At 61.9% G+C, this 13,357-nt stretch carries 12 protein-coding genes and 1 pseudogene; 7 read left to right on the top strand and 6 right to left on the bottom strand.

From position 1 onward, the window contains the following. Positions 1 to 371 (bottom strand): annotated as a pseudogene (locus tag X744_RS156480) (flagellar biosynthetic protein FliO); the annotation flags it as partial. A 223-nt stretch (positions 372 to 594) separates the two neighbouring features. Here X744_RS156480 and X744_RS156485 point away from each other — a divergent pair. Beyond that, complete coding sequence (locus X744_RS156485) at positions 595 to 3,168, top strand: PAS domain-containing sensor histidine kinase (RefSeq protein WP_023759342.1); 2,574 nt, start codon at positions 595 to 597, stop codon at positions 3,166 to 3,168. Positions 3,169 to 3,244: 76 nt separating this feature from the next. Here the strand turns inward: X744_RS156485 and X744_RS156490 are convergent, their stop codons facing one another. Beyond that, positions 3,245 to 3,658, bottom strand: a complete 414-nt coding sequence (locus tag X744_RS156490; RefSeq protein ID WP_023759341.1) for a hypothetical protein — start codon at positions 3,656 to 3,658, stop codon at positions 3,245 to 3,247. A gap of 341 nt (positions 3,659 to 3,999) precedes the next feature. Between X744_RS156490 and urtA the strand changes: the two genes are divergently transcribed. The 6 genes from urtA to X744_RS1000000172015 all read left to right on the top strand — a co-directional run bounded on the left by urtA (position 4,000) and on the right by X744_RS1000000172015 (position 10,302). Continuing rightward, on the top strand, positions 4,000 to 5,280 hold the full coding sequence (gene urtA / locus X744_RS156495; protein WP_245266607.1) for an urea ABC transporter substrate-binding protein: 1,281 nt from the start codon (positions 4,000 to 4,002) through the stop codon (positions 5,278 to 5,280). A 123-nt stretch (positions 5,281 to 5,403) separates the two neighbouring features. Further along, positions 5,404 to 7,017 (top strand): urea ABC transporter permease subunit UrtB, encoded by a 1,614-nt coding sequence (gene urtB / locus X744_RS156500; RefSeq protein WP_023759339.1) that lies wholly within the window; start codon positions 5,404 to 5,406, stop codon positions 7,015 to 7,017. Then, positions 7,014 to 8,246 carry an urea ABC transporter permease subunit UrtC gene (urtC, locus tag X744_RS156505; RefSeq protein WP_023759338.1) on the top strand — a complete coding sequence of 411 codons (1,233 nt, stop codon included), beginning with the start codon at positions 7,014 to 7,016 and terminating at the stop codon, positions 8,244 to 8,246. Before urtB ends, urtC begins: the two co-directional genes overlap by 4 nt. 6 nt (positions 8,247 to 8,252) lie before the next feature. Further along, entirely contained in the window at positions 8,253 to 8,999 is a 747-nt protein-coding gene (gene urtD / locus X744_RS156510; RefSeq protein WP_023759337.1) for an urea ABC transporter ATP-binding protein UrtD, read from the top strand. Positions 9,000 to 9,068: 69 nt separating this feature from the next. Then, the gene (gene urtE, locus X744_RS156515; RefSeq protein ID WP_023759336.1) at positions 9,069 to 9,764 is read left to right on the top strand and encodes an urea ABC transporter ATP-binding subunit UrtE; all 696 of its coding nucleotides are present in this window, start codon (positions 9,069 to 9,071) and stop codon (positions 9,762 to 9,764) included. 361 nt (positions 9,765 to 10,125) lie between these two features. Continuing rightward, the gene (locus X744_RS1000000172015) at positions 10,126 to 10,302 is read left to right on the top strand and encodes a hypothetical protein (RefSeq protein WP_023759335.1); all 177 of its coding nucleotides are present in this window, start codon (positions 10,126 to 10,128) and stop codon (positions 10,300 to 10,302) included. 47 nt (positions 10,303 to 10,349) lie between these two features. Here X744_RS1000000172015 and X744_RS156520 read toward each other — a convergent pair whose 3' ends face one another. From X744_RS156520 to X744_RS156535, 4 genes are all read right to left on the bottom strand, one after another. Beyond that, positions 10,350 to 11,501: a GGDEF domain-containing protein gene (locus X744_RS156520; protein ID WP_023759334.1), complete on the bottom strand. Its 1,152-nt coding sequence runs from the start codon at positions 11,499 to 11,501 to the stop codon at positions 10,350 to 10,352. A gap of 111 nt (positions 11,502 to 11,612) precedes the next feature. Then, positions 11,613 to 11,753: a hypothetical protein gene (locus X744_RS1000000175110; RefSeq protein ID WP_245266605.1), complete on the bottom strand. Its 141-nt coding sequence runs from the start codon at positions 11,751 to 11,753 to the stop codon at positions 11,613 to 11,615. Between the two features lie 282 nt (positions 11,754 to 12,035). Next, positions 12,036 to 12,839: a DUF72 domain-containing protein gene (locus tag X744_RS156530; protein ID WP_023759332.1), complete on the bottom strand. Its 804-nt coding sequence runs from the start codon at positions 12,837 to 12,839 to the stop codon at positions 12,036 to 12,038. A 41-nt stretch (positions 12,840 to 12,880) separates the two neighbouring features. Further along, positions 12,881 to 13,345 carry a GNAT family N-acetyltransferase gene (locus X744_RS156535; RefSeq protein WP_023759331.1) on the bottom strand — a complete coding sequence of 155 codons (465 nt, stop codon included), beginning with the start codon at positions 13,343 to 13,345 and terminating at the stop codon, positions 12,881 to 12,883. Between the last annotated feature and the right edge of the window lie 12 nt (positions 13,346 to 13,357).

Genomic DNA, 13,357 nt, shown 5'->3' with positions numbered 1-13,357 from the left:
GGCCTTGCCGCCGGGGCCGCGGCGGCCGGGACCGGCTGCAAGCCGCTGTCTCCGGTCAAGGCCGGACGGCGCGGCGCCGAGAGACGGATATCGCGCTCGACGACGAGGTCGGTCGGGCCGCCGATCAAAAGCAGATGCTCGATGTCATCCCGGCGCACCAGCACCAGCCGACGATGGCTGTCGACGGCGGTGGCGTCCATGACGGCCAGCCGTGTCTTGCGGTTCCGGCCACCGGCAACGAAGGTTCCGAACGTCAGATTACGCACCAGTTTGACGATGACGAGAACGATGACCAGCAGGACAAGTGCTGCAAACGTCCACAACAATGCTGCGGCATAACCGGGGCCCGCCACGCTATCCAGCCATTGCATCGGTTTCCCCTGATTGCCCTTGGAAGAGACGTGACACTAGACCGTTGCGGCGGGCCACCGCAAGTTACGTTTCACGCTGGTGAACAGCTTGAAAACTCCAAGGGCCGGAAGACATCATTTTTATCGGACATTTGCCGCCCAGGCCTTTTCGGGACTAGGAGAATGTGATTCAACCCGCTAGGGGCGGGTGGTCGGAACACCGGAATTCACGAGCAGGGGGCACATGGCCAAGGAAGCGCGCGGCGATTTCTATCCGGTACCGATCGTCGACCAGAACACGCGACCAGGCGCGGTCACCCGGCTCATCATTTTCATCGTCGTTCTGACGGGGGCGGCGATCGTCTTCGGCCTTTTCCGCGAGCGGCTCGGCGATCCTTTTCTGCTCGGTATGCTCGGCGTGCTGGCGATGATCGGCGTCGGCTTCCTGTTTGCCACGGCGATCGGCTTCGTGCAGGTGACACCGCGCTCGACAGGTGATGAACTGTCGAAATCCTTCGTCGATTCGATGTCGCAGGGCCTTCTCGTCACCGACACCAAAGGCCGTGTCGTCTATGCCAATCGCGCCTATGCCGACATGACCGGAGCGTCGTCGGCGGCCGACCTGAAGACAGTCGAGGGGTTGCTCTCGGATGTCCCCGAAGCTTCGGTGACGATTTATCGCCTGGCGTCCGGCCTGCGCGACGGCCAGCCGGGCGACGGCGAGTTTCGGCTCGCGCAATCCATTCGGCCCGGAGCCGATCCGGGCGCCCGCTGGTACCGGGCGCGCGCCCGCACCTTCAGTGTTCCAGGCCAGCGGCTGCCGATGCTGGCCTGGCAGCTTGCCGACATCTCCCAGGAACGGGCCGAGCAGGAGCGGTTCTTTCTCGATTTGCAGCAGGCCATCGATCATCTCGACCACGCGCCGGCCGGTTTCTTTTCTGCCGACCAGGAGGGTCGCGTCACCTACATCAACGCCACGCTGGCCGAATGGCTGGGCATCGACCTCACCAGCTTCACGCCCGGTGCGGTCTCCTTGGCCGAGATCGTGGCCGGCGACGGCATGGCGCTGGTCCGTTCGGTCAAGGCCGATCCCGGCACAACGCGCAACGCGGTCATCGATCTCGACTTGACGACGATGACGGGCGAGGCGCTTCCGGTGCGCTTCATGCATCGCGTTTCGGCCAGCCGCGAAGGCCTCAACGGGCCGACACGCACGATCGTGCTCAACCGTACGCAAGGCGAGGACTCGTCTGCCGATTTGCGGGCCTCGGAAGTGCGCTTCACCCGCTTCTTCAACTCGACACCGATGGCGATAGCCGGCGTCGATCACAACGGGCGCATCCTGCGCACCAATGCGCCGTTCCTGTCGCTGTTCTCGACCGTCGTCGATCGCGACGCCGTCGATCGCCGAGTGCGGCTCGACACGGTGATCCATGAACGCGACCGGCCGGCCTTCGCGGCTGCTTTCGAAAAGGCGCAGCAGCGGCAGGCCGATATCGAGCCGATCGACACGCTTCTGCCCGGCAATGACGAGCGGCACATTCGATTCTACGTCAACGCCGTCGCCGACGGGACCGGCGGCGAGGGCGCCGAGGAGTCGGCCATCGTCTATGCCGTCGAGACGACGGAGCAGAAAGCCCTCGAAGGGCAGATGGCGCAAAGCCAGAAAATGCAGGCGGTGGGCCAGCTTGCCGGCGGCATCGCGCATGATTTCAACAATGTGCTGACCGCCATCATCATGGCATCCGACCTTTTGTTGACCAACCACCGTCCGTCTGACCCGTCCTTCCCCGACATCATGAACATCAAGCAGAATGCCAACCGGGCGGCGTCGCTGGTGCGGCAGTTGCTGGCCTTCTCGCGCAAGCAGACATTGCGGCCGGAAGTGCTCAACCTGACCGACGTGCTGGCCGATCTCAGGATGCTGCTGGCCCGCCTGGTCGGCAACGACATCAAGCTGAGGGTAGACCATGGCCGCGACCTGTGGCCGGTCAAGGTCGATATCGGGCAGTTCGAGCAGGTGGTGGTCAACCTTGCTGTCAACGCACGCGACGCCATGCCGGCGGGTGGTGATCTCACCGTGCGCACCCGCAATGTGACTGCTGAGGAGTGCAAGGCCTTTTCCTACCGCGAACTCACCCCGGCAGACTATGTCGTGGTCGAAGTCGAGGACACCGGCAGCGGCATCGCGCCCGACGTGCTGAAGAAGATCTTCGAGCCCTTCTTCACCACCAAGGAAGTCGGCAAGGGCACCGGCCTTGGCCTGTCGATGGTCTATGGCATCATTAAGCAGACCGGTGGCTTCATCTACTGCGATTCCGAGGTCGGCAAAGGGTCGACTTTCCGCATTTTCCTACCGCGTCATGTTGCGGAACTGAAAAAGGCGGGCGACCCCGACGATGTACCGGCAGCACCGGCGAAGATCGCCGATGCGGCCAAGGATCTATCGGGCTCGGCCACTGTGCTGCTCGTCGAAGACGAGGATGCCGTGCGAATGGGCGGCATGCGGGCGCTGACCTCGCGCGGCTACACCGTGCATGAGGCGTCTTCGGGCGTCGAGGCGCTGGAAGTGTTCGAGGCGCTGGGCGGCAAGGTCGACATCGTCGTTTCCGACGTGGTGATGCCGGAAATGGATGGGCCGACGCTGCTTGGCGAACTGCGCAAGCGCCAGCCGGACATCAAGTTTGTCTTCGTGTCCGGTTATGCGGAGGACGCATTCGCCAGAAACCTGCCGGCCGACGCGCATTTCGGCTTCCTGCCAAAACCGTTTTCGCTCAAGCAACTGGCGACGATCGTCAAGGACATGCTGGAGTCTTAGTACTTCCCTATGTTCTTGCCTGTGCGCAACACGGCCCTCTGCGCGGAGCCAACAGGGTTCCGCGCTTTTTGGCATCTCAGTTCTTCGTACAGGTCGAGGCGGTGAAGGCGCCGTCGGGCTGCTTCATGATGATGTCAAAGGAGGGTGTGCCTTGGCCGTCCAGCGTTGCCTGGGTCAGCGACAGCGAGTTTCCGCCGGCGGTATAGCCACCCAACGGCCCGAGCCAGGAGATCACCCCGTTTGCGTCCATTTGATAGTTGTAACCCTGCTGCGCGGTCGCGAGGGTACCGAGGCCGGTGTAGAACGGACCGCTGTAGACAGTCCCCTTGATGGTGATGTCGCCGAGGTTGAGGAACATGCCAAGCAGGTACACTTCGCAGCGATAGGTGCCGTCCGGAAGCTTGCCGTCGCTGAAGTCGGCTCGCGCGGCTCCGCCTGCTGCCGCCAGAATCAATATGCTGGTAAAAATGCGTGAAATGCCTGAAACCATGACGTCGCTCGTTTGCGGAGCGAGCTTGCCCTATTTTTGCACGGCGCCGCAACATCGGTCGTTTGCGATACCCCTATGAAGATCAAAATCTAGGCAATTGGGAACATTGAGCGAAAATTGGGCAGATAGTCGCGGGTCTGCGCAAATTTCTCTCAATCAATTTTGAGCGGCTCTCTTTTTCTTTGTAAGCCTAAAATCCCAACGCGCTGGCAATGCTCGATTTTTCGCCCCCATCGGCGCCGCCACAGCGATTGGCATGGGGGTTGCTTTGTAGTGTTGCGGTGCAATCAACCAGCTTGGGAGTCTGTAATATGAGGGGTAATTTCTCGACAATAACAAAAATGTTTTCGGCGAGCGTGGTTGCCGCCGGCCTGTTGATCTCCGCGCCTGCCAAGGCGGCTGACGACACCATCAAGGTCGGCATTCTCCATTCGCTGTCGGGGACCATGGCGATTTCGGAAACGACGCTGAAGGACGCCATGCTGATGCTCATCGACGAGCAGAACGCCAAGGGTGGCCTGCTCGGCAAGAAGCTGGAGGCGGTCGTCGTCGATCCTGCTTCCAACTGGCCGCTGTTCGCCGAAAAGGCACGCGAGCTGATTTCGAAGGATAAGGTTGCGGCGGTGTTCGGTTGCTGGACCTCGGTGTCGCGCAAATCGGTGCTGCCGGTATTCAGCGAACTCGACAACATCCTGTTCTACCCCGTCCAGTATGAGGGCGAGGAAAGCGAGCGCAACGTGTTCTACACGGGTGCGGCGCCAAACCAGCAGGCCATTCCGGCGGTCGACTATCTGATGAGCGAGGACGGCGGTTCGGTGAAGCGCTGGGTGCTCGAAGGCACCGACTACGTCTATCCGCGCACCACCAACAAGATCCTCGAAGCCTATCTGAAGGCCAAGGGCGTCGCAGCGGAAGACATCATGGTCAACTACACGCCATTCGGCTTCTCCGACTGGCAGACCGAGGTTTCCGCGATCAAGAAGTTCGGATCGGCCGGCAAGAAGACCGCCGTCGTCTCGACCGTCAACGGCGATGCCAACGTGCCGTTCTACAAGGAACTCGGCAACCAGGGCGTCAAGGCCGAAGACATCCCGGTCATGGCCTTCTCGGTCGGCGAGGAAGAGCTTGCCGGTCTCGACACCGCGCCGCTGGTCGGCCATCTCGCCGCCTGGAACTATTTTGAAAGCATCGACACGCCTGAGAACAAGAAGTTCATCGCCGACTGGCACAAGTTCATCAAGAACGACAAGCGCACCACCAACGACCCGATGGAGGCCCATTACATCGGCTTCAACATGTGGGTGAAGGCGGTCGAGAAGGCCGGCACCACCGATCCGGACAAGGTCATCGACGCCATGGTTGGCGTTTCGGTGCCGAACCTGACTGGCGGCTATTCGACGATGATGCCGAACCACCACATCACCAAGCCGGTGCTGATCGGTGAAATCCAGGCCGATGGCCAGTTCGAAACCGTCTCCCGCACGCCGGGCCTGGTGATGGGCGACGAATGGTCCGACTATTTGCCTGACTCCAAGGATCTGATCTCCGATTGGCGCGCGCCTCTGTCCTGCGGCAACTTCAACGTTGCCACCGGGAAGTGCGGCGGCAAAGGAACGAACTGATCCTCCCCGGGCTGGACCGTAGGTCCATGACCCGGGCTGATCTAGTCAGACCGCGCGCGTCCGGACGGCTTCCTCTGCCGTCCGGACGCCCAATTCAAACCTCCAAGGGGCTAACAGAAGCCGATGACCTTGATCCGCGCGGGCCTGACGCTGTTGTTCCTGCTGGCGATGCTGTCGTCATCGGGCGCAGGTGAGGCCGATCTGCGCGGCATCATCGCCAAATTCGCGACGGCCAAGGGCTTTTCGGAGACAGGAGTCGTCGTCCACGAACTGGCGGCTACCGGCGATCCGGCGGTGGAGCGGCCGCTTGCGGCACTCGCCGACGGCAACCTTTATATCCGCAAGAGCGATGCCCTGGTGTTTGCCGGCAAGGAAGCAGGCGAGAGCGTCCAGCTTTTCGATCCGCTGAGCGGCGAAGCGTCGGGCGAAGCGGCCAAGGACGAAATCACCAAGATCAAGGTCAACAACACGCTGCGCCGCGTCATCCGCGATGCGCTGGGCACGCTGACGCTTGGCGCCAATGATCCGACTGTCCGCATTGCCGCCGCCGACACCATGTTCAAGACACCCGATGCCGCAAACATCGAGCCGCTCGACACCGCGATCGCCAGTGAGACCGTGGCCAGCGTCAAGGCTCTGCTCGAACAGGCTCGTGCCGCCTCCATCCTGGTCTCCGACCGGCCAGACGCGGACAAGCTCGCCGCAATTGCACTCATCGGTGCACGGGGCGACCGTGATGCGGTTTCATTGCTGACTTCGGTCGAGGCGAATTCCCCGGATGCGATCAAGCAAGCGGCGACAGCCGCGATCGCCACCATCAACTCGACGCTGGCCTTCTGGGATGCGGGCCAGAACATCTGGTACGGCATTTCGCTTGGCTCGGTGCTGCTGCTGGCGGCAATCGGGCTTGCCATCACCTTTGGCGTCATGGGCGTTATCAACATGGCGCATGGCGAGATGGTCATGCTGGGCGCCTACACGACCTTCGTCGTCCAGCAGTTGATCCGTACGTCTTTTCCGGACCTGTTCGACTGGTCGCTGGTCATTGCACTGCCGCTCGCCTTCCTCGTCTCGGCTCTGGTTGGTCTGATCATCGAGCGCGGCATCATCCGTTTCCTTTATGGGCGGCCGTTGGAGACACTGCTGGCGACTTGGGGCGTCTCGCTGATCCTGCAGCAGGCGGTACGCTCGATCTTCGGGCCGACAAACCAGGAGGTCGGTAGCCCCTCCTGGATGTCGGGCTCGGTCAATCTCGGCCAGCTTGCGATCACCTGGAACCGCCTGTGGATCCTGGTTTTCGCGCTCACCGTTTTCGCGGTGCTGCTCTATGTCATGAAGCGCACGCCCTGGGGCCTGCAGATGCGCGCGGTCACCGCCAACCGGCGCATGGCCGCCTCGATGGGCATCAGGACACCGTGGGTCGACGCGCTGACTTTTGCCTTGGGGTCAGGCATTGCCGGCATCGCCGGTGTGGCGCTCAGCCAGATCGACAATGTCTCGCCCAATCTTGGCCGTGGCTACATCATTGACAGCTTCATGGTCGTCGTCTTCGGCGGCGTCGGCAATCTGTGGGGCACGCTGGTCGGCGCGTTCTCGCTCGGCATCGTCAACAAATTCCTTGAGCCCTATGCCGGCGCCGTGCTCGGCAAGATCGTCGTGCTGGTCCTCATCATCCTGTTCATCCAGAAGCGCCCGCGCGGCCTGTTCGCGCTCAAGGGCAGGGCGGTGGAGGCATGATCTCAGGACGCTTCTTCGCCGCCGGCGCGGATCGCCGCATTGCCATCACGATTCTCATCCTGCTGGCGGTGGCTGTCATCGTGCCGCTGCTTAATCTGGCGGTCTCGCCGACGAGCGCGTTCTACATCCCGTCCTATATCGTGGCGCTGACCGGCAAATATCTCTGCTACGCGCTGCTCGCCTTGGCGCTCGACCTTGTCTGGGGCTATTGCGGCATCCTTTCGCTCGGTCACGGCGCCTTCTTCGCGCTCGGCGGCTACGCGATGGGCATGTATCTGATGCGCCAGATCGGCTCGCGCGGCGTCTATGGCAACCCGATCCTGCCCGATTTCATGGTGTTCCTGAACTACAAGGAATTGCCGTGGTTCTGGACTGGGTTCGATCATTTCTGGTTCGCCGGCCTCATGGTGCTGGCGGTGCCGGGCCTGCTCGCCTTCGTCTTCGGCTGGTTTGCCTTTCGCAGCCGTGTCACCGGCGTCTATCTCTCCATTATCACCCAGGCGATGACCTATGCGCTGCTGCTCGCGTTTTTCCGCAACGACATGGGTTTCGGCGGCAACAACGGGCTGACCGATTTCAAGGATATTCTGGGCTTCAACGTGCAAGCCGACGCGACGCGTTCGGCGCTATTCGCGGCCAGCGCGGTGACGCTCGCACTCGCCGTTTTCGTCACCTGGACGATCGTCGGCTCCAAATACGGCAAGCTCTTGATGGCGGTGCGCGACGCCGAGAGCCGCACGCGCTTCCTCGGCTGGCGGGCGGAGAACGTTAAGCTGTTCGCCTTCACCGTGTCGGCTGTCATGGCCGGCATTGCGGGTGCGCTCTACGTGCCGCAGGTCGGCATCATCAATCCGGGGGAATTCGAGCCGGCCAATTCGATCGAGGTCGTCGTTTGGGCCGCTGTCGGCGGGCGCGGCACCATTGTCGGACCGATCATCGGGGCTTTGCTGGTCAATGCCGGAAAATCCTGGTTCACCGGCGTGCTGCCGGAGTTCTGGCTGTTTGCCTTGGGCGGGCTGTTCGTCGCCGTCACGCTTTTGCTGCCCAAGGGCATCATCGGCATGTGGGATTCCTGGCGTGGCAACGCCAAGGCGCTGCGGGCAGCCTCGATTGCCGAGGAAGCCGGCACCGATGCCGACGTCCCGCTGCCGGCAAAGATTGTTCGTAGCGAAGCGAGAAAGCCCGGTGACTGGTCCGCGACCAGCCCCGAACCGCAGCCGGCGGAGTGAGCGATCATGTCAAAGTCGAACACGATCCTCTATCTCGACGGCGTCTCGGTTTCGTTCGACGGTTTCCGTGCCATCAACAACCTGTCGCTGGTGCTCGACAAGGGCGAGATGCGGGCCATCATCGGCCCCAACGGGGCCGGCAAGACGACGATGATGGACATCGTCACCGGCAAGACGCGGCCCGACGAGGGCGAGGTGTTCTTCGACGGAGAGGTGGATCTCACCAAGCATGACGAGGCCGAGATCGCCATGATGGGCATCGGTCGCAAATTCCAGAAGCCGACTGTCTTCGAAAGCCACACGATCGAGGAAAACCTTATGCTGGCGCTGAAGGGTCCGCGCTCGATCTTCCCGGCGCTGTTCCATCGCCGCTCGGCAGCCGAGACGCGGCAGATCGACGATATCCTCGGCATCGTCCGGCTTGGCGACAAGCGGAACGACCTGGCAGCCAATCTCAGCCATGGACAGAAGCAGTGGCTCGAGATCGGCATGCTGCTGGCGCAGGATCCGAAGCTGCTTTTGGTCGATGAGCCGGTCGCCGGCATGACCGATGCAGAGACCGAGGAGACCGCACGCCTGCTCAAGGATATTGCGCGCGATCATTCGGTCATCGTCGTCGAGCACGACATGCATTTCGTGCGCGAACTCGGCGTCAAGGTCACCTGCCTGCACGAGGGCTCGGTGCTGTCGGAAGGCACTCTCGATTTCGTGTCGGCCGACGAGCGAGTCGTCGAAGTCTATCTGGGGAGATGAGCATGGTCTGGCGGGTTCAATTCCATCGCTTCGATCTGTCGTTTCTCAGGTTCTGGAGAAGGCGCTGACATGCTCGAAGTTTCCAATGCCACGTTGCACTACGGCGCTGCCCAGGCGCTGCGCGGCGTGTCGCTGAAGGCGCGCGCAGGCAAGATCACCTGCGTGCTCGGCCGCAACGGCGTCGGCAAGACCAGTTTGATGAGATCGATCGTCGGCCACCACCGGCTGACGAGCGGAAGCGTTGCCTTCGAGGGGAAGGCGCTCGACCGGAGCGCGGCGTATGACCGCGCCCGGTCGGGCATCGCATTCGTGCCGCAGGGCAGGGAGATCTTTCCGCTGCTCACCGTGCGGGAAAATCTCGAATCGGGCTTCGCGCCCCTGAAGCGGGCCGACCGCAACATTCCCGCGCATGTCTTCGAATTGTTCCCGGTGCTCAAGCAGATGCTCGGCCGGCGTGGCGGCGACCTTTCCGGCGGCCAGCAGCAGCAACTCGCCATCGGCAGGGCGCTGGTGATGCGGCCGAAACTGCTGGTGCTCGATGAGCCGACCGAAGGCATACAGCCGTCGATCATCAAGGATATCGGCCGTGCCATCCGCTATCTGCGCGACCAGGCCGGCATCGCCGTGCTTTTGGTCGAACAATATCTCGATTTCTGCCGCGAACTCGCCGACGAGGTCAACATCATGGACCGTGGCCTGATCGTCCATACCGGCCCGGCGGAAGATTTAGACCGTGCTGATGTACGCAAGTTCCTGACGGTCTAATGCATGTCGCTCAAAAGTGGCCCTCGTTTTGAGACAACGACATGAATGGAAGCGCGGCGCATGAATCCGTTTCGACGCGACGCGCTCTAGAATCGTCGCTGGACTTCAGTTGACGATCCGAAGTCCTTGGCAAGTCCAATATTTCTCCGATCCAGCCATCTGCGTCACTGGTGCACCATATACCGCGTGCTAGTCTTTCACAGGGCTTTTGTGAGTCGGCCGCTTCCGTATCAGTCTGGTTCATCGCAGATCGAGGGCGTGGCTAGCACAGGGCCAGTTTCACGCAAGCAAAGCTTCCTAGCTTCTCTCCTGCGATCTCTGTCGTTCAAACGCGTTTGGGCACACAGGCCAAGGGACAGCCATGGAACGTTATGTCGAGGACTACCAGAAGCGGCGGCTTACCGAGCGCGTCGATATCATCACCGCCATCAACATCTTGAAGTCCCAAGGCTACGGCCATGACGACCTGATCGAGGAGATCACCAAGGTCTTCTATGTCGACCTGGACGCTTTCAATGAAATCGTCATGGCGGCATAAGAGCCGCAATCTCTCCGGGCCGTTGCCATGGCATCGATACGCGTGGTCTAACCCACGCGCCGTAATGCCGAGGCGGTGACGCGGTTGCGGCCGCCGCGCTTAGCGGCGTAGAGCGCCTTGTCGGCGGCGCTGAGCACCTTGTCGAAGCTGACGCCCTCTTTGGTGCCGAAAGCAAATCCGGCACTGACCGTGCATATCAGCGAGCCTGCCTCGGTTTCTATACGACGCGCGGCGAAAGCTGCCCGGATGGTTTCGGCGGTGGCTTCCACCGTTTCGGGCAAGGTCCGCTTCAGCACCAGCGCGAATTCCTCGCCGCCCATGCGCGCAGCGACATCGGCCGGGCGAAGATTGCCGGCGAGATCCCTGGCGAACACCCTCAGCACTTCATCGCCGGCGGCATGGCCGAATTCGTCGTTGATGGCCTTGAAGCCGTCGAGGTCGAACACCACCACGGCCGTGAAGGCGCCGACGGGCGCATCGCCGTGCATGTCGAAAAGGGCTCGGCGATTGAGAAGGCCGGTCAGCGGATCGGTCAGCGCGTTGCGGCGGTGATACTGTGCCAGGCGCCCCTGGTTGAGTGCCAGCGAAAGGGAGCCGATACCGGTCATGCAGGCGATGACGATGACCAGGCTGAGGTCCTCGACCCAGTTGCTCGGCGCATGGCCGAGCACAAGCTTGCCGTCCGATGCCAGAACCATGGCGCACAGCACGAAGGATACGGCGGTGATCGAATAGAGCGCGGTGACCCCGATGATCGGGGCAGGGGATTCGGCACGGCCCTTCCAGTATTCGAGAGCGGTGGCGAAGAGCAGCAGCGCGGCAAAGAAATTCTCCAGCATGAATCCCAGTCCGTCATAGCCGAGCACCATCGGCGGCAGGGCTACGGCCAGCGAGATGTTGGCGCCGAGCGCGATGCGCGGCAGCGGAGAGCGGCCCGTGGTGAACTGGTGGGCGGCGCCGAGCATGGTCGAGAAGCCGAGCAGCAGCAGCGTAAACGAGGCGACGCCGAGCATCGGTCCGGGCTTGTCGATATAGGCTTTGTAGGTGAAGACGTCGCCGACAACCAGCAGCACGCTGGCCGCCCAGGTCAGCAAGAATTTCTCCGAACGCGCTGTAAGCCAGATGCCGAACAACGTCAGGCTGAGGCAGGCGGCGGAAAAGCCGACAGCGAGCAGCAGTGAGTTGTAGTCGAGTGACATGCCCTCTTCCTTGCCCGCGCTGGAGCAACTCTGCGCCCAACTGGATTCATGCAGCAAGGAAGTATCGATAAGGTTACGATATCAGTGAAGATGTCGAGATTCCGCAGAGTATCAGAAGAGCGCCGACAACAACAGCAGCGCCAGGCCAATGCCCATCATCAACAGGCCTGGCCAATTCTGCGACAGGCCGAGGAAACTGAGCCCCCGCCGGCGTGGCTCGAGCGTCGGTCCTGGTGTTGCGAGGTGTGGCATCGGGCGATCCGGAACGACAGGCGCAGGATCGCTAAGCCTCCCGCGCCAAAGGACGGCGCCTGCCATGTACACAACGCCAGCGACAGTAAGCAATGCACCGAGGAGGATGATAGCCATTTGTCGTTGCCCTTTTTCAAGTCCCTGCATCCGATGCAGGAACTTGCGGGATCGTTGCCTAAGCGTTCGCGATGTCGCACGCGTCGCCATCTGCCAGGATAGAACGATCAATGCGCCGGGCAGGTTCCAACAACAATCTAAGGTGCCGGCTGGAGATCCGCCGCTCTAATTCACTCGCTTCATCAATGCCATGGCGCCGAACGGCGCGCGCACTTTGCCCTCGGTGATGAAGTAGACGAACACGTCGCGCGGCTGGACTGGTGCATCGGTACCGGGATCGGCACGGCGAAGGTCGGCCGGCTGCTTGCCCTCCGCCCAGGTCTTTGCCCGCGCGGCCCATTCATCGAGACCCTTCGGCGTGTAGCAATCGGGATTGTCGTCGCTGCCGGTCTGCAGCCGTGCATAGACGAAATCGGCTGTAACGTCGGCGATGTCGGGATACTTGGCATGATCGGCATAAACGATCGCCGCCTTGTGTCTGCGCGCCAGCGCCACGAATTCCGGCACGATGAAGCTATCGTTGCGTACTTCAAGCGCGTGGCGCAGCGCGACGCCATCCTGTTTTTCCGGCAGCAGTTTCAGGAAGGCTTCGAAGTCATCCGGATCGAATTTCTTGGTCGGCGCGAACTGCCACAGGATCGGCCCAAGCTTTTCACCGAGCGCGGTCACGCCTGAGCCGAGGAAGCGCATTATCGATTCGCCGGCCTCGCCGAGCACGCGGCGGTTGGTGACGAAGCGATTGCCCTTCAGCGCATAGACGAAACCGTCGGGCGCCTCGCTGGCCCATTTCACGAAGGTCGGTTCCTTGAAGCTGGAATAGTAGGTGCCATTGACCTCGATGGTCGGCACCTGCCGGCTGGCGTAGTTCAGCTGCTTGGCCTTGGAAAGCTTGTCGGGATAAAAGGACGTATCCCAGGGCTCGAAAGTCCAGCCGCCCATGCCGGCGCGGATTGTTCCCGATGTGCTCATTGTCATCCTCCCAGTGAAGAAATCTGGCCAGTGAAGAAAAATCAGGCCGCTTCATCGACTGGCTTTGCCATGTCGACGAGCACCCAGCCTGGCCGATAGGGATTGGGCCTGCGACCCGTTTCATGGAAACCATAGGCCAGATAGAGCGCGATGTTCCGCTCCATCCTGGCGTTGGTGTAGAGCCGCACCTCGGGCAAGCCCCAGAGGCGCGTCTGTTCGTCGGCGTGTTTGAGCAGGGCGACGCCGAGGCCCTTGCCTTGGAAGGCCGGGGCCACGGCGACGGAAAAGATCATCGCGTGATCGTCATGCCACTCCAGCGTGAGCACTCCGGCAAACTCGCCGCCGCTCTCCAGCAGCCAGACCTCGCCGCGCTCGATGCGCGGAGCGTAGTCCTCGGTGACCGGGATCGGCGGCGCGCCGAACAAGGCGGTGTAGGGGGCATAGGCTGCTTCCGTCAGCGAGACGACTGTCTGGAGATTACCGGCCCGAGCCCTTCTGATTGTCATTCAAAAGCTCCC

Source organism: Mesorhizobium sp. LNHC252B00, assembly GCF_000502955.1.
Taxonomy (GTDB): domain Bacteria; phylum Pseudomonadota; class Alphaproteobacteria; order Rhizobiales; family Rhizobiaceae; genus Mesorhizobium.
This window is presented reverse-complemented; position numbering and strand designations above follow the sequence as displayed.